The sequence below is a fragment of the Desulfofundulus australicus DSM 11792 genome, assembly GCF_900129285.1.
Lineage (GTDB): Bacteria > Bacillota > Desulfotomaculia > Desulfotomaculales > Desulfovirgulaceae > Desulfofundulus > Desulfofundulus australicus.
The window spans coordinates 69,930-91,374 of the sequence record NZ_FQUW01000013.1; the positions used below are offsets into that span (position 1 = coordinate 69,930).

Sequence of the window (21,445 nt, forward strand, 5' to 3'; positions counted from 1 at the left end):
TATAAAAGAAAAGGTGGTGTATAAAAGTATGAGTAATCAGCAGTACGCCAGCAGGTGGCGCATCCTTACCGCGGTCCTGCTCGGTTCCATCATGGGCCCCATAGATGCCAGCGTGGTGTACATAGCCATACCGGTCATCGCCCGGGATTTCGGTGCAGACCCGGCTACCATAGGCTGGGTGTCCATGGCCTATCTGCTGGTACTGGGCAGCTTGATACTCGCCTTTGGCCGGATGGGAGACATATTCGGCTTCAAGCGGGTCTTTTTGGCCGGTTTGATAACCTTTGTTCTCACCTCTGCCCTCTGTGGTCTTGCTCCCACGCTGGGAACCCTGATCCTGCTGCGGGCCCTGCAGGCCGTCGGGGCAGGCATGATGATGTCCATGGCCCCCGCCATCATCACTGCCGTGTTTCCACCCCAGGAGCGGGGCCGGGCTCTGGGTATGAACGGGATGATTGTGGCCCTTGGCCTGGCCATGGGACCCAGCCTGGGCGGGCTGCTGGCGGATGCCGTGGGGTGGCGGGCAATCTTTTTTATTAACGTGCCCATCGGTATTGCCGCTTACCTGTGGTGCCGGTATCTACTCCCCGACTTCCGCAGTGAAAAACGCCAGCGCTTCGACTGGCCGGGAGCAGTGCTGGCCTTTTGCGGCCTCGGCGCCCTGCTCCTGTCCGTCAGCCGTGGCGAAACCTTGAACTGGTCATGGCCCATCCTGCTGCTCGGTTTTGCGGCTCTCTCATTGCTTGTCCTGTTTGTCGTGGTGGAGAAGCGTTCACCCGAGCCCATGCTGGACCTCAAGCTTTTCAGCCTTCGCCCCTTTGCCGCCGGTAATCTGGCTGCCCTTCTAAACTTTATTACCCAGTATGTAATCGTTTTCCTGACCCCTTTTCTCCTGCAGCAGGCGATGGGGCTTTCTGCCGGCCGGGCAGGAGCGGCCATGACCGCCTTTCCCCTGACGGTGCTGGTAGTTGCTCCCCTGGCCGGGTCCCTGTCGGATAAAATCGGCCAGCGGGGGCTGGCCTTCACGGGGTCGCTTATCTGTACCGTGGCAGCCCTGCTCCTGGCCGGTTTGGGACAGCATTCCGGCGCCGGCGATGTGGCCTGGCGTCTTGGCCTCTTCGGACTGGGCACAGGGCTTTTCCAGTCTCCCAACAACAGCGCCGTCATGGGTTCCGTGCCCCGCTTCCGGCTGGGCATCGCCGGGGGAGTGCTGGCCGCCACCCGGAATGTGGGGATGGTGCTGGGCATAGCCCTGGGCGGGGCAATACTGACGGCCCGGCAGGCCGCCTACCTGCACCTGGAACCGGGGGGAGCCTTCCTGGGTGCTCTCAAGGAAGCCTACCTGGCAGCGGCGCTGGTTTCGCTGGTAGCCACCGCGGCCTGCCTCTGGACCAGGTTGCCGGTGCGGGAATAAAAAGGATTACCTGTTGTGGGGCCAGGACCCCTTTTTCTTCAATTCCAGGACCAGTTTGTGCAGCGCTCTCTTTTCAATACGCGAGACGTAGGACCTGGATATACCCAGCTTCCTGGCTATTTCCCTCTGGGTGGCCTGAATACCGTTATCCAGGCCGAAGCGCATGGATAATACTTTTTTTTCCCGGGGGCTTAACTGCTCGATTATTTCCATCATGTTTTTTAACTCGAACCGGTTCTCCACTATTTCCGGTACCGTTTCCGGGTGGGTGCCAAGTATCTCCATCAAGGTAACTTCGTTGCCTTCCTTATCCACCCCTACGGGGTCGTATAAAGATACCTCCTGGCGGATTTTTTTCAGCGACCTGAAGTGCATGAGAATTTCGTTTTCTATGCACCTGGCGGCGTAGGTAACCAGGCGGGTTCCTTTAGCCGGATCGAAGGAGTTAATGGCCTTAATAAGGCCGATGGTTCCTATGGAAATTAAATCGTCCATATTCTCGCCCATACCTTCATATTTTTTTACAATGTGCGCTACCAGGCGCAAATTGTGTTCCACGAGGACAGCACGCGCCCGGTCATCCCCTTGAGCGGCCAGTTTTAAATAATGTGCCTCTTCCTCTTCGGACAGGGGGTGGGGGAAAACGTTGCTGGCGATATAGGAAACCAGCAGCAGCAGCCCGTTGACCAGGGACAGGCAGAGTAAAACCCAGAGGCCAGAGAGCACGTGCCATCCCTCCATAACGGCTGCACGGAGTAATCAGTAGTAGATAATATGGAGGGGCTGGATAAACTGTGCCTGTCCGGTGGATTAAATGCCGGTACCAGCAGGACTTACCATGCTCCAGGTCGAAGTAAGCTTTCCGGTGAGGATGATGATTCTTGTTCTGTACGGGACTGCCGAAGCGCGTGATTTAATCTCATTGCTCAGTGCCAGCGGTTATCCTGTTCTGGCTACTGCCCTGACGGCTTACGGGGGGACCATTGCCGGCATGGGGGGAGCGGTGGAAGTATTGCCGGCTCCGGAAAGTGCGGCGGATCTGGCCGGGCAGATAAAGCGGCGGGGGATTAACCTGGTGGTTGATGCCACCCACCCTTTTCCGGGTCCCCTGTCCGAAATGGCCCGGCAGGCGTGCCAGGAGATGCGGGTACCTTTTATACGCTACCAGCGGGAGGAAACCATCCTGCCGGAAGATCCCCTTATTTACCCGGTGGATTCCTGGGATGAAGCAATACAGGTGGCGGCCCGGCTGGGAAATAATATTTTTTTAACCACGGGCAGCAACAACCTGGAACTTTTTGTGCGTTCCCCGTATATGAAGGGAAAACGGCTGATAGTAAGGGTGCTCCCCGATTATCGCATCATCAAAAAGTGCCAGGATATGGGTTTTCTGCCCCGGGACATAGTAGCCCTGCAGGGGCCTTTTTCCACCAGGTTTAACAGGGCCATTTTCCAGGCTTATAAGGCCGATGTTATTGTAACCAGGGACAGCGGCCGGACCATTGATACAAAAATCAAGGCTGCCCTGGCCCTGAAACTTCCGGTTGTAGTCATCAAGCGCAGTCCCCCGGCGGGGAATAATATAGCCTGTACTTACCAGCAGGTATTCAACCTGGTCAAGCAGTATCTGGGGGAGCGTGGCTGAAAGAAATGGGGAGCGTCGATGGACCGTAAGGAAAAAAACGAGCTCATCGGTTCCCTGCCCGTGCCCGGGAAAAGCACGGGCGGGGAGGATGTTGCCGGGCAGGTTACCGGTGTGGTTCTGGCAGGCGGCAGCAGCCGCCGTATGGGTTTTAACAAGGCGTTAATCCAGTTCGGCCCGGAAAAGTTACTTGAACGGGTGGTGGCCCTGGTGAAGAAAGCCTTCACCGGGGTAATACTGGTGGCCAATGAGGCGGATAAATATGCTTATCTTGGCCTGCCCGTGGTTGGAGATATTTATCCGGGGCGGGGGCCGCTGGCGGGCATTCACGCGGGCCTGTGTGCAGCACCTACCCCTTATATATTTGTGGTGGCCTGTGATATGCCTTTTATCGATCCCGGCCTGGCTCTTTACCTCTCCCGGCAGGCTCCGGGATTTGACGTGGTGGTGGTCCGGGATGGTCCCTACCTGGAGCCCCTTTTTGCTGTTTACGGCAAGGGCTGTCTCGGTGCTATTGAGTCAATCTTGAGGAGTAAAAACAGGGCAAGGGTAGTGGATTTTTTCCCCGCCGTGCGGGTAAAATATATTGAACGCCGTGATCTGTCAGGTTTTGCCGGGGTGGATAGGGTTTTCACAAATATTAATACCCCGCAGGATCTGGAGCGCGCCCTGCATATCCTCAAATAGACTGGACAGAGGGAATAGGAAATGCTTAAACTACTGTACCCCAGGCTGTATGTTGCAGATCTATTCGAAATAGACCTGGTTAAACTTAAAGATGCGGGTATTTGTGCCATTCTCCTGGATCTGGACAATACCATTGTGCCCCGGGATCAGAATTGTTTTTCCGATAAAGTCAGGGAGTGGATAGGGCAGGCCCGGGAACAGGGGTTCAAGCTCTGTATCGTTTCCAACAATTCCCCGGCACGGGTCCGGGCGCTGGCGGCAAGCCTGGATGTGCCGGCCGTTTGCCGGGCGGTCAAGCCCGCCCGGCGCCCTTTTATTCAGGCCATGAAGTTGCTGGGGGTGGCTCCCGGCCAGACTGCCGTCATCGGCGACCAGATTTTTACCGATGTACTGGGCGGCAACCGCCTGGGGCTTTATACCATCCTGGTATCCCCCCTTCCCGGCCCTGAATTCTGGGGTACGCGCCTTTTCAACCGCCAGCTGGAAAAGTTAATTCTCTGCCATATAAAGAGGCAAAGGCCGGGTGGTACGCTGGCCCGCTAGCCCGGCTCGAGCCGGCAGGCCGGGGCGGGTTTGCGGGCTGCGAGCGGTTATGGGTGGCACCGGCAGGCGACATAAAACCGGGCAATTGCCGGAAGGGGCTGATGGTTTCCGTGAGCGAACTGATTAGCGCCCGTACCAGGGTTTGCGGGCTTCTCGGCTACCCAGTGGAGCATTCCTTTTCGCCGGCCATGCACAATGCGGCCTTCAGGCACCTTGGCCTGGATTTTGTTTACCTGGCTTTTCCCGTGCACCCGGAGAGACTGGAGGAGGCAGTAGCCGGGGTCCGGGCCCTGCACCTGGCCGGGGTCAACGTGACCGTACCCCATAAAGAAAAGGTTATACCTTACCTTGACGAATTGACCGACGGGGCCCGGCTGGCCGGAGCGGTAAATACCATCGTTCACCGGGAGGGGCACCTGGTGGGACATAACACCGACGGGGCCGGCTTTGTGCGCTTTCTTACCGCTGACGCCGGGTTCAACCCCGCCGGCAAGCGGGTCCTGGTCCTGGGGGCCGGGGGTGCGGCCAGGGCGGTAGCCGTTCACCTGGCCCTGGCCGGGGTTGAGCAGGTGCTGGTGGCCAACCGTACCCCTTCCCGGGCGGCGGAACTGGCCGCCCTGATCCATGACCAGACTCCCGCCCGGGCCTGTGCTGTACCCTGGCCGGCAGATGTTTTGCCCGGAGAGGTTGACCTGATCGTACAGACCACTCCCCTGGGCATGCATCCCCGGGTGGACGCCTGCCCGGATTTCCCTTTTCACCGCCTGCGGCCGGAACAGGTGGTGGTGGATCTGGTTTACAACCCGCCGCGCACCCTCTTTATGGAACGGGCCGCCCGTTCCGGCGCCCGGGTCTATAACGGCCTGGGCATGCTCCTGTACCAGGGTGTGCTGGCCTTTGAACTGTGGACCGGGGAGAGGGCCCCGGTGGAAGTGATGCGCCGGGCCCTGCCCTTCTGATTGGAAAGCTGCGGGATTATAAAATAAGGGGGAATAAACCACGTGTTGCGTTACTTAACGGCCGGGGAATCACACGGCCCTGCATTGACGGCCATTATTGAAGGGCTGCCTGCCGGGCTCCCCCTGCCGGAAGATTATGTAAACCGGCAGCTGGCCCGCCGCCAGGGCGGCTACGGCCGGGGCGGGCGCATGCGGATCGAGCAGGACCGGGTGCGTTTTCTGGCCGGAGTCAGGGGTGGTTTCACCCTGGGCAGCCCCGTAGCCCTGTATATCGAAAACCGGGACTGGGCCAGCTGGCAGGAGATTATGGGTCCCGGTGCCGGTGCCCGGCTGGACCAGCGGGTGGTCACCAGACCCAGGCCGGGCCACGCCGACCTGGCCGGGGCTTTAAAATACGGCCACCGGGATATCCGCAACGTGCTGGAACGGGCCAGCGCCCGGGAGACGGCCGCCCGGGTGGCCGCCGGCAGTGTGGCCCGCCGTCTTCTGGAGGAACTGGGTATAGAGATCATCGGTCATGTGGTGCGCATAGGGCCGGTGGCGGTACCGGAACCGGGCGGTGATGAGGATATCCTGTGCACCTGCCTGGCTGAAACCGGCGGGGTGGCGGAACGGGAAGCTGTTTCCACCCCGGACCTGTCCCGCCTGCGGGAACTCCTGGATGCCTCTCCTGTTTACTGCCTTCACCGGGAAACGGCGGAGGCGATGATGCGTGAAATCGACCGGGCCCGGGAAGCCGGTGACTCCCTGGGGGGTATCTTTGAGATCCGGGTTTACGGCCTGCCCCCCGGCCTTGGCAGCTATGTCCACTGGGACCGCCGTCTGGACGGCCGTCTGGCCGGCGCGCTGATGAGCGTCCAGGCCATTAAGGGGGTGGAGATCGGCCTGGGTTTTGCCGGTGCCGCCCTGCCCGGTTCGCAGGTGCACGATGAGATATTTTACAGCCGGGAAAAGGGCTTTTACCGCCGCACCAACCGGGCCGGCGGCCTGGAGGGGGGCGTGACCAACGGGGAGCCTCTGGTCCTGCGGGCGGCCATGAAGCCAATTCCCACTTTGTATAAACCCCTGCGCAGCGTGGACCTGATATCAAAAGAGCCCTTTACCGCTTCGGTGGAGCGTTCCGATGTCTGTGCCGTGCCGGCCGCCTGCGTGGTGGGTGAGGCGGTGGTGGCCTGGGAAGTGGCGGCGGCCTGCGTGGAAAAATTCGGCGGTGACACCCTGCAGGAGATGAAGGCAAATTACCGCCGGTATTTCGAGTACCTCCGGCGGGAAGCGGCCCCGGACATGGCGGGGGAGTGAAGATGAAGAATATTGTCCTGATCGGTTTTATGGGTACGGGGAAAAGCGCCGTGGGGCGGCGCCTGGCCGCCCGCCTGGGACGGGAATTTGTGGACACGGACGAGGAGATAGAGAGGGTTACCGGAAAGACCATTGCCCAGATTTTCGCCCGGGACGGGGAGATCCGGTTTCGCTCGGAAGAAGCCCTGGTGGTGAAGAAAATAGCCGCCAGGGAAAACCTGGTGGTAGCTACCGGGGGAGGAGTGGTGCTGAATCCCGAGAATGTACGGGCCCTGCAGAAAAACGGTGTGCTTATCGGGCTGACGGCCGCTCCGGAAATAATTTGCCGGCGGGTGAAGCGCAAGCGCAACCGGCCCCTGTTGAACGTGCCGGGGGATGTCCTGGAGCGGATCAAAACACTGCTGGCCGGGCGGGCGGAAGCCTACGCGGTGGCGGAGTTTACCGTTGATACCGGCGGGCTTACCGTTGACGGCGTGGTGGAAAGGATTGTTGCTTATCTCGAGGAACGCGGGTTAATCCCGCCTGTCCCGGTGCGGGGTGCAGATAAATAAGCTTCAACACAAAGTAACATCAGCAAATTCTTTAACTGGAAAGGATATGTCCATAATGCAGGAAGTTCACATTGACCTCGGTGCCCGCAGCTATGCCATACATATTGGTTCCGGCCTCCTGGCCCGGCTGGGGAATTACCTCAAGGAATTCAGGTTTACTCCCCGGGTGCTCCTGGTTACCAACCCCGTGGTGGGTTCCCTTTACGGGGAGGCGGCCACAGCCGCCCTGGAAAATGCCGGCTTTGAAGTATTGCGGGCCGAAATACCCGAAGGAGAGGAATACAAGAGCCTGGTCACGGCTGAAAAGCTCTACGACCTGGCCTACACCCGCGAGCTGGACCGGCGGAGCCCCGTGGTGGCCCTGGGGGGTGGGGTGGTGGGAGACCTGGCCGGCTTTGTGGCGGCCACTTATTTGAGGGGCGTTCCCTTCGTCCAGGTGCCCACCACGCTCCTTGCCCAGGTGGACTCCAGCGTAGGGGGCAAGGTGGCCGTCAACCACCCCCGGGGCAAGAACATCATCGGCGCCTTTTACCAGCCCCGGCTGGTCCTGGCCGACCTGGATGTGCTGAAGACCCTGGACCCGCGGGAAGTGCGGGCCGGCCTGGCCGAGGTGATTAAATACGGCGTCATTGCCGATGGGGATTTCTTTGCCTGGCTGGAGGAAAACCTGGAGCGCCTGCTGGCCCTGGAAGCGGGACCCCTGGCCCGTGCCGTGGCCGCTTCCTGCCGCATTAAAGCGCGGGTGGTGCAGGAGGACGAAACCGAACAGGGCCGCCGGGCCATCCTCAACTTCGGCCACACCCTGGGCCACGCCCTGGAGGCCCTCACCGGCTACACTACCTACCGCCACGGGGAGGCGGTGGCCATCGGGATGGCGGCGGCGGCCCGGCTGGCGGCGGCCCTGGGGATGCTTCCGGAAAGTAGCGCCGCGCGGCTGGTCAACCTTATCCGCCGGGCCGGGCTGCCGGTGGACATGCCGCCGGAACTGCCCACCGGGGATCTGCTGGCTTCCATGCGGCGGGATAAAAAAGTGCTGGCCGGGCGGCTTACCTTCGTCCTGCCGGTGGAAATAGGCCGGGTGGAGATTGTCCGGGACGTGCCGGAAGAAGCGGTGGAGCGGGTTCTGCGCTTGTGCCGTAATCAAGGATAAGGAGAGGTTGTCACTTGCCGCCGGCCTGGATCGGGTTCTTTTCTTTCCTCCTCGGCCTCTGTACCGGCAGCTTTTTAAACGTCTGCATCCACCGCCTGCCCCGGGGGATGTCCCTGGTGGCCCCGCCTTCCCACTGCCCGGCCTGCGGTGCACGCCTGGGCCCGCCGGATCTGGTACCCGTGCTGAGCTATCTGTTTCTGCGGGGCCGCTGCCGCCACTGCCGCGGGGCGATTTCTCCCCGCTACCCCCTGGTGGAGCTTTTGACCGGGTTCGGCTTCCTGCTGATCACCCGGGAATACGGTTTCCACCTGCATACCGCCGGCCTGCTGGTCCTGTTTTCCGTCCTGGTGGTGGCCAGCTTCATCGACCTGGACCACCGGATCATCCCCGACCGGCTTACCCTCTTTGCCCTGGCCGCCGGCATACCTCTGGCCGCCCTCCAGGGTGCGGGGGCTCTCAAAGACGGCCTCATAGGCTCTGTGCTGGGGGGCGGAATTTTGCTGCTGGTGGCCCTTTTCTCCCGGGGCGGTATGGGCGGCGGTGACGTGAAGCTGGCCTTTGGCATCGGATGGTACCTGGGCTGGCAGGAGACCCTGGTCGCCCTGTTCCTGGCCTTTCTGCTGGGGGCAGCGGCAGGTGTTTTGTGGGCGCTCTGCACGGGGAGAAGCCTGAAAACGGCCATTCCCTTCGGGCCGTTTCTTGCACTGGGAGCCATGCTGGCCGCGCTGGCAGGGGACAGGCTTATTTCCTGGTACCTGAACCTGTAAGGTGGTTCAGGTGGTGTCTTGTCACCAGGAGGTAGCCGCAGGACATCCCTGGCGGGCCGGACAGGGGCCCGGAACAGTTGCTCCAGGCACCTGAAATGCAGGAGTACAACGGGGAGCGCTGGAATATTTGCCGGCTGAACATTTTTCTACGGGAGCTGGAACAATGACCAGGAGAAAGCTACTGGGAGAGCGGCTTGTCGAAGAGGGGTTGATCACCCAGGAGCAGCTGGGGGAAGCCCTGCGGGTGCAGGCCCGGACGGGGGAACTGCTGGGTCAGGTTCTGGTAAAATTGGGAATGGTGAGCCCGCAGGATTTGAAGCGGGTGCTGGCTGCCGACGGGGTAATTGTGGATGACAGGAAGGTGGTCGACCCGCAGCTTTTAAAAATAGTTCCGGAAAGTTTAATTCGCCGGTACCGGCTCTTTCCCCTGAGAAAATCGGGCAGGCGCCTGCTGGTGGCCATGACCGAGCCCCTGAACGTGGTGGCCATCGATGACCTGCGCCTGGTGACCGGCCTGGATATTGAGCCGGTGGTGGCCAATGAAAAGGAGATAAATGCCTTAATTGAAAGGCATCTTGGTTTTCCCGAAGTGGAAAAGGCCCTGCAGGAAATGGGTCTGGAACAGGCACCTGAAGAAGATGCCGGTGAGATCGTAGTCGACGAGGCACCCATCATTCAACTGGTCAATGCCATCATCATGCGGGCCCTGGACGAGGAGGCCAGCGACATACATATTGAACCCTTTGAAAAGGACATCCGGGTGCGTTACCGGGTGGACGGTCTTTTAAGGGAAGTAATGCGCCTGCCCCGGAGGATGAGCCAGGCCGTGGTTTCACGGGTAAAAATCATGGCCAGCATGGACATTGCCGAAAGGCGCCTTCCTCAGGACGGACGCATCCTCCTGAAGCTTCCCGGGCGCGACCTGGATCTGCGGGTGTCCACCATTCCCACCCTCTTTGGCGAGAAGGTGGTTGTGCGCATCCTGGACAAGGAGAGCATCAAGAATCTCAGCCTGGAAAACCTGGGATTTTCCCCCGCCAATTTAAAGGTGTTCCGGAACTTTCTGCGGAGCTCCTACGGCATGATCCTGGTTACCGGGCCCACCGGCAGCGGCAAAACCACCACCCTTTATGCGGCCTTAAATGCCATCAATTCCGTGGAAACGAACATTGTTACGGTGGAGGATCCCGTGGAATACGTGCTCGAGGGCGTAAATCAGGCCCAGGTCAACGTGAAGGCGGGGGCCACCTTCGCTACTTACCTGCGCTCCATCCTGCGCCAGGATCCGGATGTGATCATGGTGGGCGAGATCCGGGACCTGGAGACGGCGGAAATTGCCGTGCGGGCGGCCACCACCGGCCACCTGGTGCTTTCCACCCTGCACACCAACGACGCTCCGGGAGCCCTTACCAGGCTGGTGGATATGGGGATCGAGCCTTTTATGGTGGCCTCTTCCGTTCTGGGGGTGGTGGCCCAGCGGCTGGTGCGCCGCGTGTGTCCCGTCTGCCGCGCTCCGTATGAGCCCCGGGAGGCGGAGCTGTCCTTTGCCGGGCCGGGGATGCAGTCCGCGCAGCTTTTTGCCGGGCGGGGCTGTGAGCACTGCAACCACACCGGCTACCGCGGCCGGACTGCCGTCCATGAGGTGCTGGTGGTTACGCCGGCCCTCCAGCGGCTGATCCTGAAAGGGGCATCCACCGAGGAGTTGCGCCGGGAAGCACTGCGGCAGGGCATGGTGTCCCTCAAGGAGGACGGGCTGCGGAAGGTCCGGGAAGGCACCACCACCATTGCCGAGATCATGCGCGTTGCCTTTCGGGAGGAGAAAATATGAAGGCCGTGGATATCATCGCCCAGGCGGCAAAATTAAATACTTCAGATGTTCACCTTACCGTGGGGCTGCCGCCTGTCTACCGCATTAACGGTGTATTGCTGCCGCTGGATGCACCCGAACTGAAAGGCAAACTGGACGTGATCAAGGAAGAGCAAATAAAAACGCTGACGCCGGAAGATACCCGGGCGCTGGCCGGCGAAATCATGACCCCGGACCAGTATTCCCGGTTCGAGGAGAAGGGCGAGCTTGACTTTTCCTGCGGGGTGCCCGGTGTGACGAGGGTGCGGGTGAACGTTTTCCGCCAGCGGGGCAGTGTGGCCATGGTCATGCGGCTCCTGAGCACCCGGATACCGACCTTTCAGGAGCTGGGCCTGCCGGAAGTGCTGGGATACCTGGCCCGCCGGCCCGACGGCCTGGTCCTGGTTACCGGGCCCACGGGCAGCGGCAAGTCCACCACCCTGGCCGCCATGATTGATCTGCTCAACCGGGAGAAAAGGCTGCACATCATTACCCTGGAAGATCCCATCGAGTACCTGCACAGGCACAATCTCTGCATCATCAACCAGCGGGAAATCGGTCAGGATACTCAGTCGTTTGCCAGCGCCCTCCGGGCCGCCCTGCGCGAGGACCCCGATGTGATCCTGGTGGGTGAGATGCGGGATCTGGAAACCATTGCTACCGCCATCACCGCCGCGGAAACGGGCCACCTGGTGCTGGCCACCCTGCACACCTCCAGCGCGGCGGAAACCATTGACCGTATTATCGACGTGTTCCCGCCCGGCCAGCAGCAGCAGGTCCGCATCCAGCTGGCCAGCACCATTGAGGGAATTGTTTCCCAGCAGCTTATCCCCAGGTGTGATCGGCCCGGCCGGGTGCTGGCCCTGGAGATCATGGTGGCCACCCCGGCCATCAGGAACCTGATCCGGGAAGGGAAAACCTACCAGATACCTTCCCAGATGCAGACGGGGGCCCGCTTCGGCATGCAGACCATGGACACTTCCCTGCGCCTGCTCTACCAGAAGGGGATGATCAGCAGGGAAGAGCTCCTCAACCGGGCCCGCGACCCGGAGACACTGCAGCGCATAATAGGGGGTTGAGGCTGGATGCCGCGTGTGTTCAGGTACAGGGCGCGCAACCTTTCCGGCAGACTGGTGAGGGGCCGCGTGGAGGCGGACAGCCGGAGTGCGGCCGTCCTCCTCCTGCGGGAAAAGAACCTTTTCGTGGTGGACATAAAACCCGAGTCCGGGCCCGTCCTTGACCTGAGGAAATTGCTGGGGCTGAAGATAAAGACCCGGGATCTGGCCGTGTTCTGCCGCCAGTTTGCCACCATGAGCGAGGCGGGAATACCCCTCCTGCGGTGCCTGCACATTCTGGTCCAGCAGACGGAAAACAGGTCCCTCCGCCGTGTGCTGGAGGATGTCCTGGCCGGGGTGCAGAAGGGCAGGGGCCTGAGCGAGGCCCTTTCCGCCCACAGGGACCTGCTGCCCGGCATACTCATCAATATGGTGGCGGCCGGGGAGGTGGGCGGCACCCTGGATCAGGCCCTGGGCCGCCTGGCCGTTCATTTTGAAAGGGAAAACGAGCTCAGGGAAAAGATCAGGTCGGCCATGACCTACCCCCTGCTGGTTGCCGGTATGGCCTTCCTGGCCGTGATTGCCCTGCTGATCATCGTTGTGCCCATTTTTGTGGACATTTTCAACCAGATGGGGGCCGCCCTGCCCCTGCCCACGCGCATATTAATTGGCGTCAGCAGCTTCCTCACCCGGTACTGGTACGCGCTGCCGATCATGCTGGGGGCCCTGTTTTTGGGTGCAAGGCGCCTTCTTGCCACCGAGGGGGGTAAGCGGGTTTTCGACCAGATGCTGATCCGCCTGCCCGTTTTCGGTGCTTTGGTGCAAAAAGGCGTCGTGGCCCGCTGTGCCCGCACCCTGGCCACCCTCCTGCGGAGCGGCGTACCTCTCATAAAATCGCTGGAGACGGTGGAAAAGGTGGCCGGCAATACCCTGGCGGCCCGGGAAATTGCCGCGGCCAGGGAAAGCATCCGGGAAGGCGAGAGAATAGCCCCCGTGCTGTCAAACAGCAGGATTTTCCCGCCCATGGCCGTGAACATGATTGCCGTGGGCGAGGAGTCGGGGAACCTGGACGATCTCCTGGAAAAGCTGGCCCTCTTTTACGAGCAGGAGGTGGAGGCTGCCGTGGCCCGCCTCTCCAGCCTGGTGGAACCCTTCCTGATTGCCGGCGTGGGGCTGGTGGTGGCTTTCATCGCCCTCTCCATCTACCTGCCCCTCTTCAGCATGGCCGGAGCCATGCAGGGAGGCGCCATGCCCGGGAGCATGCCCTGAAAAAAATTGCAGAAAGTGCTGGAAAAAAGACCCGTCTTGAAATAAAATACTGCTTGAAATCGAGTTTGGTGGGAGGTGGCAGTCCTGAAGGCGGGTTGACATTGGCGAGTTGACCGGCAAATTGAGAAAGGAGGCGTGCGGAATCCATGTCCATTTTAAAGCGCTACCTGCGCAATGAAAAGGGCTTCACCATGATTGAGATGATGGTCGTCCTGATCATCATCGCCGTGCTGATTGCCGGGGGGATCAAATTTTATTCGGGTTATATGGAGAATGCCAGGGTGACCAAGGCCAAAGCCCAGATCAGCACCATGCAGGCGGCCCTGGACAGCTACTACGCCGAAAAATCAGCATACCCAGCCGATGTTGATCAGTTGCTCAATGCGGGCATAAGGGTTGCGGATGATCCAGGAGATAACCCATTCAAGTTAGAGGCGGTAGATCCCTGGGGAGAGAATTATGAGTATAAAGTTACTGATACAAATTCATACCAGGTTTACACAGGATATGACAATGTCCAAGGACAGAAAGAATATCATGTTGTTGGCGATGGCTCGAACGGAGAATCCAACCCCCCTGAGGTAAAATCAACTTCTGGAGATTAATAAGCAATTATTTGTCCCGCGCGGGCAGGATTGCCGGCGTGACCATTGTGAAAGCCAGCCCCAATAAAAAAGGGGCCTTCTTTTTTTCTATCCCTGAGGGCAATAAAGGCAAACCAGGGCAATTCCTGCTGCCCACGCCATTGAGGAGCCCCGGCACAGGGTCACAAAATTTTTGAAAAACACGTACCTGCGGGCTTCATCAACACGGCCATAATTTCCCTGCAATTGTTTGGTGGAGGAAGGTCACCCGGCAGGAATTTTTCGGGAACCGTGGAATTAGTCAAAATATGTTTTTAAAAGGCCGGTGAGGGGTGAAGATGGGCTGGAAGAGCGGGAGCGGCATGAGCCTGATTGAGGTGGTGGTGGCTGTTGCGGTTCTGGGGCTGGTGACCGTTGCCCTGCTCCAGCTTTTTCTCACCGGCAACGTTTTCACCGCCGTGGCCGGCCACGAGGTGGCCGCCGCCAACCTGGCGCAGGAAAAGGTTTGACCGTGTAACCAGTGGGGGCCTTGCTCCGGTACGAGAAGAACCCTCTTTTTCCCTGCTCCGGGAGTGGAGGGAATAAAAGCCGGCAAAACTGAAGTGGGGCAGTAAGTATGAGCTGTAAGAGCAAACTGAAGTTTATTCCAGTGAATTTTTCAATAAGAGCAAATAAGCTCATTTCACCGGTCGAAGCCCATCAAAAGTGGTCCGCTGGTACATGGAGGAGAGGGGGTTTTGTACTTGTTGAACTTTCCATATCTCTCCTCATTTTAATGACTCTAACGTTGTTCCTGCTTAATTTCCACAAAATTCACGCCGCCTGGCAGCTGAAAATTTATACCCGGCAACTGGTAAGCGATATTCGCTATATTCAACAGCAGTCCATAATGAATCTGGAGGGAGATCTACAGTATAGAATTAAATTTTACTCCAAGTATCTGGATAATGCTAATAAATATCAAATATGGAGAGGTAATATAGAAATAGTAAAAGAAGTTAAGCTGCCCGAGACCCTGGAAATGTATTATGGGGGTGCAGAACAACCTTTTAATCCGGATCCTGACGATCCAACGGTCAGGGTCCTGGCCTATAAATCATCCGGAGAAATTGCCACAAATACAGGTACCGTCAACCTTAGAGATAAAATTAACGAAAGAGCAGTTGGTGTCGTTGTACATAGAATGCGGGTGAGAATAGGTGCCCCAAACGAAGTTGCATATTGAAAGATGCCGGCAAAAATTAAAAAAACAAATCTCCTACCCCGTTTCGAAAAAATTAATGAACAATTCGGGCTTGATTTTGCTTGAGATAATGCTGGGAGTTATTATTCTTAGTATCGCCATGATACCGCTTATCGGTCTGACGATCACTCATTACAAAGAGGTTTGGGAATCGAGAAGGAAGAGTACGGCGCTGTACCTTGCCCAGCAAAAGCTGGAAGAATATAAGAGCGGCAAAAAAATTGAAAGTGAAGAAATTAACCGTAAAATACCGTTTACCGACCCGGACTTTGCTGATTATAAATACAAAGTATGTCCTCTCGGAGGGAATACATACAAAATAGAAATTTACTATCATGATAATGAACAACCGCTGGCTAATTTAACGGGAGAAATAATTACACCATAAAAATGGTGGTCAAATTTATGCCGGAAAATAGCTTTTCCAGAAAAGAAGGTTTTACCTTAATTGAAACTGTTATCTCGCTGGTGCTGATAAGCTTACTACTTACGACAGCATTAATTATTATCAAAAATCAGACCATCGCTACCTACCGGGTCGGAGAAGCGGCCGAGATGGAAGATAACCTGCGTATCGCTGCTTACTGGCTGGCAAAAGATATCCGGGAGGCAGAAAGAGTTGTTAAAACAGGTAGCGGTATAGGAATGGAAAACGCGTTTATTATGAAAAAAGGTGAGAATGAATATGTCTCTTACTTTTATGGAACACCTTCCAGACCGAATATTTTTTACCGGGGTACGGGAACCAACTATAATGTCAATACCCATACTCTTCAACCACTGACAAATGAGTACCTTTTTGGCGGTACAAGCAAAGGTTATGTCCGGGGCTGGAAAATTGAATACTTAAGAAACGATGGAAAACCTGCCGCAAACCCCGGAGAGGTAGTGCTGGTAAAATTTGCTTTATATGGCAGCTACAGTGGCAGGGATGACCCGGATAAGTATAAGTGCTTGGCATCGTCAGCTTACATCCGGGTACGAGTATCACCGTAAAGAAGTAAAGAAGGGAAAATCCATCGTTGAAAAATGATTTCTACAGGATCAGCGGACGGCACCTTCCGGCATGATAAAACGGCGTATAATAGGTTAGCAAGATACCGTTCCGGAAAGGAGGCCGGAAATGATTAAAAATTGGGTGAAGAGTGAAAGAGGGCAGGCTTTGGTTCTGGTAATCGGGATTATCGCCGTGCTTGCAATGGTTACTTCCGCTGCCCTGGTTTACGCCAAAAACCAGAGTCTTTCCGTCATCCGGCAAAAGAAGCAGATGCAGGCCTATTATGTAGCTGACGCCGGGATCACCAGAGCATTAGAAAAGATTAAAGTCGGGGATTACGATTTTTCTGATTTAAAAAACTTACCTTACGATGAGGGAAAGATAAGTGACGTAACAGTAGATAGACCTATTACTGGACCAGGCGTATATACAATTACCTCTACTGGTGTTTACCCGGATCCGGATAAATTTCCATCTGCAGAAGTTAGCAAGCGTACCATTCAAGTGAAAGTCGAAATAACAGAAGGTATTGTAATCCCTCCTGGTGGTGGAATTGAACCTGGAGCTGAAGCATATTTTGCTAAGGGGATCTGGACAAATAAACTTGTAGTAAATAATGCCGGAAAATTTAAATCATCAATATATTGTACTGGGGATGTTGATGTTAAAAATTCTTTATGGATTGGGGAAGATACTCAACCACGGAATATTTATGCAAATGGAAGCGTAACTTTGGGAAATGGATGTAAAATAAGGGGAAATATTTATGCCAGAGGTGACGTTGATTTAAGTAACGGTGATAGTGTATCCGAAACCATACAATCTTATGGTAACATTACATTGGGCAATGGTAATAATGTGAGTGGTAGCGTTTTAACTCATGGGAATATAAAAATTAACAATGGCAGTAATTTTAATCAGCTTCAGGCCAATGGAAAGATTGTTCTAGGTAATGGGGTAAACGTTAACGGTATTGTCAAAGCTGGTGACGATTTGTTTCTTAATAATGGAAGCAAGGTTAGATCTTCGGTCTGGACCATGGGAAATTTGAGCATGAGCAATGGCAGTGAAATTAGTGGTAGTGCCTGGGTACATGGGGATTATTTGAATAATGGAGGTTTGGTGAGGGGGGGAGTTTTTGACTTACCAAGCATGGAACCAATCAACTTAAATATACCTGAGGTTCCCCCTGTACCACGGCCGGATATTAACTGGTACAGAACAGAAGCGAAAAAAAATCCCGGACACTATTTTAACAGCAGCACGGATTTGAATTTACAAGAACTTGAAAGCGGAATCTATTTCATAGAAGGTAATTTAGGTATTCTAGCGCATCGTAATGGCGGGACTTTTGCGGGAAAGGTGACAATTGTTGCTACCGGAGATGTCTATGTACCTAATGGGGTAAGTGTCACTTTAAATGATGTAAATAATGATTCTTTATTATTAATTGCTGGCGATGAAATTATATTGGACAATGGGAGTCGCGTTAACGCTTTTATATGGGCCTCAAACAGAATTTTCTTAAATAATGCTGCTTCCGTGGAAGGCGGTATAATTAGTCCTTCAATTGAGGCGCGAAATTCAATTGAGATTAAACAAACCCAGTTGCCAGTTAAAGAAAATATTATTATAAAGTCGTGGCGTTAAAAAAGCAAAAATAAAGGCGGTTGATACAGTGAAAGACTTTCTAAAAAGACTCCTCCCCCGCAAAACGCACTTCATGGGTATAGACGTGGGTACATACGAAATAAAAGTGGCGGAAGTAAAGGTGATAGACGGCATGCCGGAAGTGGTGGCCCTGCGGCGCCGTCCCAGCCCGCAGGGGGTGTGGACTAAAGAATTCGATGAAGAGGAGCTGGTGGAAGCGCTGAAGGAAATTGCCGGTTCCGGGTTGAGGGAGGCAATTACCTGCATCGGCGGGGAAAATGTGGTGGGCCGCATCGTGCGCCTGCCGCCCATGGAAGAAAAGGAACTGGAGCAGGCCGTGCGCTTCGAGGTGGAGCGATTTGTGCCCACACCGGTGGACCAGTTGATTGTCCGGTCCGTGTGGCTGGAGGAGGGGGAAGACGGGGCGGAAGAAACGCCGCGGAGAAAAACTTCCTCCCCGCGGGCGGGGGAGGAAGGGGCGAAGGGGCTGCTCATCCTGGCCGTACCGGCGGCGGTAATTTACCAGTACCACAGCATTTTTTCCCGTGCCGGGTTACTGGTCACCGCCGTTGACCTGCAGGCTTTTGCCCTCTGGCGTCTTTTTGGCCGTGGAGCACCGGGCACGGTGGCCATTGCGGACATCGGGGCGCAGACCTCCCACCTGGTGGTGGTGCGGGAGGGAGTCATCCGGTTCCTGCGCCTTTTGCCCGTGGGCGGGAATGCCGTAAGCAACTTCCTGGCGGATACCTACGGCGTGGAATTTGCGGAAGCGGAAAGGATGAAGCTGGAGGCGGCCGCCTCCGGGGAGAATGAAAACCCCGGCTTTCCGGGGGTGCTGCGGGAGGCAGATCTCTTTCACGGCGGGATCATGGAAATAACCAGGGAGCTGAAAAGGTCGCTGGAATTTTATTACACGCAGGAGAAGGACCGGGTGGAAAGGGTTATCTTGAGCGGCGGGGCGGTTAAGCTTAAGGAGCTGCCGGAACACCTCCAGGAAGCGCTGGAAATACCCGTGGAAGTGGGACTGCCGGCGATCGGGCTGCCGGATGACATCCAGTACGACCCGGCCTACGCAGTAGCCATCGGCCTGGCCTTAAGGGAAGTGGTATGATGTACCGGGTCAACCTGCTGCCGCCAAAACTGCAGCGCGAGGGTACCATCGACGTCCGCCGCCTTTTCCTCCTGGCTGGTATCACTGTTCTTCTCGCCGGATTTGTGGGGCTGTGCGTATTTTTCCCCCTGAATTATTTCCTGATGAAAAACGAGCTGGAACTGACCAGACAGCAGATTGCCGAACTGGAACCGGTGGTTAACCGGGTGCAGGCCCTGCGAAAGGAAAGGCAGGACCTGGAGAAGGCGGTGGCTGAATACCGCACCATATTCAGGGAAAGAAAGACCTGGAGCAGCTTTATATCCGGGCTGGACTCCATTACCCCCGTGGATCTGTGGCTGATGGGGCTGGAGATTTCCCACCGGCAGGAACCGGGAGAAAGGGGTGAAGGCGGAACCGCCGGTGGCGGTGCAGGGAGCCGGCCTGCAGGTAGCCCGGACAGGCCCAATATGGTGGTCTTTAAAGGGGTTTCCCGCACCCTTTCTTCGGTGGGCGTTTTTGAGCAGCACCTGCACCAGCTCGGGGTCTTCGAGCGGCTGGAACTGAAGAAAATAAGTGCAGGAGATAACGGCCTCAACTTTGAAATTACCGGTTACCTGAGGGAGGTTTGTAGCAGTTACCAACAGGCCAACAAATATTGACAAAACATAACAAAACAGTTACCATGAAGTTATGGAACTATTAACCATCAGCAAAGCGGCAAAAAAATTAGGCGTTCATCCCAACAGCCTGCGCAACTGGGAAAAACGCGGCTTAATCAAGCCCGTCCGTTTGCCTGGAGGCCAGCGCAGGTACTCTATGGACGAACTCAACAGGCTCCTGCAGTCCGGTCAGTTGACTGACGGGCAGGAATCAGTTGTGCTCTATGCCAGGGTATCCACTAAAAAGCAGGCTGACGCAGGCAATCTGGACCGGCAGATCGAACGGCTGCGGCAGTACGCCCGGGAAAACGGATTTACCTTCAGGGCGGAATTCACGGACGTAGCCAGCGGCTTAAACCAGAAGCGCCGCGGATTAGCCAACGTACTCAAGCTGGCCGAGCAGGGCGAGTATAAGAAGCTCATCATCGAATATCCCGACCGGCTGGCGCGGTTTGGTTATGAATATATCGAACGCCATTTAAGGTACTGCGGCGTAGAAATAATCGCCATCGCGGAAAAAGAGCCGGAGGACGTCAATTCCGAGCTGGTCCGGGACCTTTTGGCCATAGTCGCGGCCTTTTCAGCCCGGCTGTACGGCGCCAGGGGCGGCAGGAGGGTCAGGCAGGGGTTTCGGGAGCTGATAGCGGGAGTGGAGCGGGATGAAAAAGCCAAAAAAGAAGGCAACAATTAACCCGGATGAAAGTATAAGATACACCGTATGCGGCGAGTGGTTTCCTGAAAGTTTTCCTGCCCGGCGCAGCCTGCGTTGGGGCCGGGGTGGCGAAGACCCTCTGGCCACCGAGATGCGCCTTTTTTGTTCATGCCAGCGCTGGGCGTTCAACCGGCTGCAGGAAGGTTGTTCCCGTGAAGAGCTCAAAAGAGAAGGCCAGGAGTTATTTGGTATAAACTCCCGTTTTTGTGACGATGCCGTACTGAAGGCAAAGGCCGTTATTGAATCGCAGCGAGAACTGCTGGCACAGGAAATCGAACAGACGGAAATGAAGCTGGCCCGGGCCAGGAAGAAACTCGGCTGGGTGGAAAAAGACCTGGATAAAGCAGTTGAAGCAAACGACCCGGTAAAAATCGAGAAAGCTAAGCGCGCCGTACACGGCCGCAAAGCGCGGGTCAAAAAACTAAAGACGAAGCTGGATGATCTGAAAACCCACCGGGACAACGGCACCATACCCACAGTAATCTTCGGCGGTCGTTCTTTGTGGAAGCGGGTCTGCAAGGGTAAAGCCACGCGGGAAGAATGGCGGCAAGTCCGGCAGAACCGGCTTTTTGCCCGTGGCGATGAAACCAAAGGCGGCAACCCGAACATCAAGATAAGCTATCGGAACGGGAATTTCTCCCTGTCAGTAACCATCTCTCACCTGTCCGAGCAGAAAGGGACAGACAAGAAGGGCAGGCCAATAATGACGAGGGCTCCCCGGGTAACGGGAAAGCTCTGGCTGCCGGAAAAGCACCGGCTCAAGGTGTGGGAGTCTCTTCTTTCCGGCGCTCCCTATAACGTTGAGTTAATCAAAGGCCGGGACGGCCGGTACAGGGTGCACATTACCTTCACCGTAACGGCACCTGAACCGGTGACCAGTCCCAACCGGGGCTACTTGGGGATGGACACCAACCCGGACGGGGTGGCTTTAGCCAGCGTCAATTATTTCGGCCAGCCCGAACCCTGGCCGGAGGGTTTCGAGGTACCTTACCCGAAGGCATTACACAAATTTGCCGGGGAATTCCAGGTGACAGTGCAACCGAACGGTTTCCTGTACATCAAGATACCGGAACTTGCTTACAGCCGCGGATACCGGCGCACCTACCTGATAGGCGTACTGGCTAAAGTGGTGGTGGACACAGCAAAAGCTTTTGAAAAACCCATTGCATTGGAGGACCTGGACTTCGGGAAAGACCGGCTGGACACGGACAGGAAATTCAACCGCATGGCGGCCAGCTTCCCGTTCAAGAAGATAATCGAGGCCGTCATGCGGAGGGCATCCAGGGAAGGTGTGGGCGTAAAACCGGTCAGGCCGGCGCACACGT

At 56.6% G+C, this 21,445-nt stretch carries 23 protein-coding genes; 22 read left to right on the plus strand and 1 reads right to left on the minus strand.

Features of this window, described 5'->3' with window-relative positions:
* The first annotated feature begins 28 nt into the window (after positions 1-28).
* Positions 29-1,414 carry an MFS transporter gene (locus BUB44_RS06420; protein ID WP_073164341.1) on the plus strand — a complete coding sequence of 462 codons (1,386 nt, stop codon included), beginning with the start codon at positions 29-31 and terminating at the stop codon, positions 1,412-1,414.
* A 6-nt stretch (positions 1,415-1,420) separates the two neighbouring features.
* On the opposite strand, the gene sigK is transcribed toward BUB44_RS06420, so the two are convergent.
* A complete protein-coding gene (gene sigK, locus BUB44_RS06425; RefSeq protein ID WP_027357235.1) occupies positions 1,421-2,140 on the minus strand; it encodes an RNA polymerase sporulation sigma factor SigK in 720 nt (239 codons plus the stop codon).
* Positions 2,141-2,252: 112 nt separating this feature from the next.
* On the opposite strand from sigK, the gene cobK reads away from it, so the two are divergent.
* The 21 genes from cobK to BUB44_RS06525 form a co-directional block, all read left to right on the plus strand.
* A complete protein-coding gene (cobK, locus tag BUB44_RS06430; RefSeq protein ID WP_114362101.1) occupies positions 2,253-3,059 on the plus strand; it encodes a precorrin-6A reductase in 807 nt (268 codons plus the stop codon).
* A gap of 18 nt (positions 3,060-3,077) precedes the next feature.
* Positions 3,078-3,743 carry a molybdenum cofactor guanylyltransferase gene (gene mobA / locus BUB44_RS06435; RefSeq protein ID WP_083543131.1) on the plus strand — a complete coding sequence of 222 codons (666 nt, stop codon included), beginning with the start codon at positions 3,078-3,080 and terminating at the stop codon, positions 3,741-3,743.
* A 21-nt stretch (positions 3,744-3,764) separates the two neighbouring features.
* Positions 3,765-4,286 carry a YqeG family HAD IIIA-type phosphatase gene (locus BUB44_RS06440; RefSeq protein ID WP_073164344.1) on the plus strand — a complete coding sequence of 174 codons (522 nt, stop codon included), beginning with the start codon at positions 3,765-3,767 and terminating at the stop codon, positions 4,284-4,286.
* A gap of 101 nt (positions 4,287-4,387) precedes the next feature.
* Positions 4,388-5,245, plus strand: coding sequence for a shikimate dehydrogenase (locus tag BUB44_RS06445; protein WP_073164399.1), 858 nt, complete (start codon positions 4,388-4,390; stop codon positions 5,243-5,245).
* Positions 5,246-5,287: 42 nt separating this feature from the next.
* Complete coding sequence (aroC, locus tag BUB44_RS06450; RefSeq protein ID WP_073164346.1) at positions 5,288-6,544, plus strand: chorismate synthase; 1,257 nt, start codon at positions 5,288-5,290, stop codon at positions 6,542-6,544.
* 2 nt (positions 6,545-6,546) lie between these two features.
* The gene (locus tag BUB44_RS06455; RefSeq protein ID WP_073164349.1) at positions 6,547-7,095 is read left to right on the plus strand and encodes a shikimate kinase; all 549 of its coding nucleotides are present in this window, start codon (positions 6,547-6,549) and stop codon (positions 7,093-7,095) included.
* A 55-nt stretch (positions 7,096-7,150) separates the two neighbouring features.
* Positions 7,151-8,245, plus strand: a complete 1,095-nt coding sequence (gene aroB, locus BUB44_RS06460) for a 3-dehydroquinate synthase (RefSeq protein ID WP_073164352.1) — start codon at positions 7,151-7,153, stop codon at positions 8,243-8,245.
* A 14-nt stretch (positions 8,246-8,259) separates the two neighbouring features.
* Complete coding sequence (locus tag BUB44_RS06465; RefSeq protein ID WP_083543132.1) at positions 8,260-9,012, plus strand: prepilin peptidase; 753 nt, start codon at positions 8,260-8,262, stop codon at positions 9,010-9,012.
* 163 nt (positions 9,013-9,175) lie between these two features.
* Positions 9,176-10,840 (plus strand): type II secretion system ATPase GspE, encoded by a 1,665-nt coding sequence (gspE, locus tag BUB44_RS06470; RefSeq protein ID WP_073164355.1) that lies wholly within the window; start codon positions 9,176-9,178, stop codon positions 10,838-10,840.
* The gene (locus BUB44_RS06475; RefSeq protein ID WP_073164357.1) at positions 10,837-11,937 is read left to right on the plus strand and encodes a type IV pilus twitching motility protein PilT; all 1,101 of its coding nucleotides are present in this window, start codon (positions 10,837-10,839) and stop codon (positions 11,935-11,937) included. The genes gspE and BUB44_RS06475 overlap by 4 nt, the downstream gene beginning before the upstream one ends.
* A gap of 6 nt (positions 11,938-11,943) precedes the next feature.
* Positions 11,944-13,182: a type II secretion system F family protein gene (locus tag BUB44_RS06480; protein ID WP_073164360.1), complete on the plus strand. Its 1,239-nt coding sequence runs from the start codon at positions 11,944-11,946 to the stop codon at positions 13,180-13,182.
* A 146-nt stretch (positions 13,183-13,328) separates the two neighbouring features.
* Positions 13,329-13,787 (plus strand): type II secretion system protein, encoded by a 459-nt coding sequence (locus BUB44_RS06485; protein WP_073164363.1) that lies wholly within the window; start codon positions 13,329-13,331, stop codon positions 13,785-13,787.
* 317 nt (positions 13,788-14,104) lie between these two features.
* Positions 14,105-14,275, plus strand: coding sequence for a prepilin-type N-terminal cleavage/methylation domain-containing protein (locus BUB44_RS14985; RefSeq protein WP_083543133.1), 171 nt, complete (start codon positions 14,105-14,107; stop codon positions 14,273-14,275).
* Positions 14,276-14,382: 107 nt separating this feature from the next.
* Entirely contained in the window at positions 14,383-14,991 is a 609-nt protein-coding gene (locus tag BUB44_RS06490; protein WP_073164366.1) for a pilus assembly FimT family protein, read from the plus strand.
* The gene (locus tag BUB44_RS06495) at positions 14,981-15,397 is read left to right on the plus strand and encodes a type IV pilus modification PilV family protein (protein WP_073164369.1); all 417 of its coding nucleotides are present in this window, start codon (positions 14,981-14,983) and stop codon (positions 15,395-15,397) included. Before BUB44_RS06490 ends, BUB44_RS06495 begins: the two co-directional genes overlap by 11 nt.
* Before the next feature lie 17 nt (positions 15,398-15,414).
* Positions 15,415-16,005, plus strand: a complete 591-nt coding sequence (locus BUB44_RS06500; protein WP_165611020.1) for a prepilin-type N-terminal cleavage/methylation domain-containing protein — start codon at positions 15,415-15,417, stop codon at positions 16,003-16,005.
* 127 nt (positions 16,006-16,132) lie between these two features.
* Positions 16,133-17,656 (plus strand): hypothetical protein, encoded by a 1,524-nt coding sequence (locus BUB44_RS06505; protein WP_073164374.1) that lies wholly within the window; start codon positions 16,133-16,135, stop codon positions 17,654-17,656.
* 28 nt (positions 17,657-17,684) lie between these two features.
* Positions 17,685-18,767: a type IV pilus assembly protein PilM gene (gene pilM, locus BUB44_RS06510; RefSeq protein ID WP_242655880.1), complete on the plus strand. Its 1,083-nt coding sequence runs from the start codon at positions 17,685-17,687 to the stop codon at positions 18,765-18,767.
* Positions 18,767-19,408: a PilN domain-containing protein gene (locus BUB44_RS06515; protein ID WP_073164376.1), complete on the plus strand. Its 642-nt coding sequence runs from the start codon at positions 18,767-18,769 to the stop codon at positions 19,406-19,408. Before pilM ends, BUB44_RS06515 begins: the two co-directional genes overlap by 1 nt.
* Before the next feature lie 31 nt (positions 19,409-19,439).
* Positions 19,440-20,099 (plus strand): IS607 family transposase, encoded by a 660-nt coding sequence (locus BUB44_RS06520; protein ID WP_073164377.1) that lies wholly within the window; start codon positions 19,440-19,442, stop codon positions 20,097-20,099.
* Positions 20,068-21,445 (plus strand): IS200/IS605 family accessory protein TnpB-related protein (locus tag BUB44_RS06525; RefSeq protein ID WP_073164379.1); only part of this gene is annotated, 1,378 nt, incomplete at its 3' end. The genes BUB44_RS06520 and BUB44_RS06525, both read left to right, overlap by 32 nt.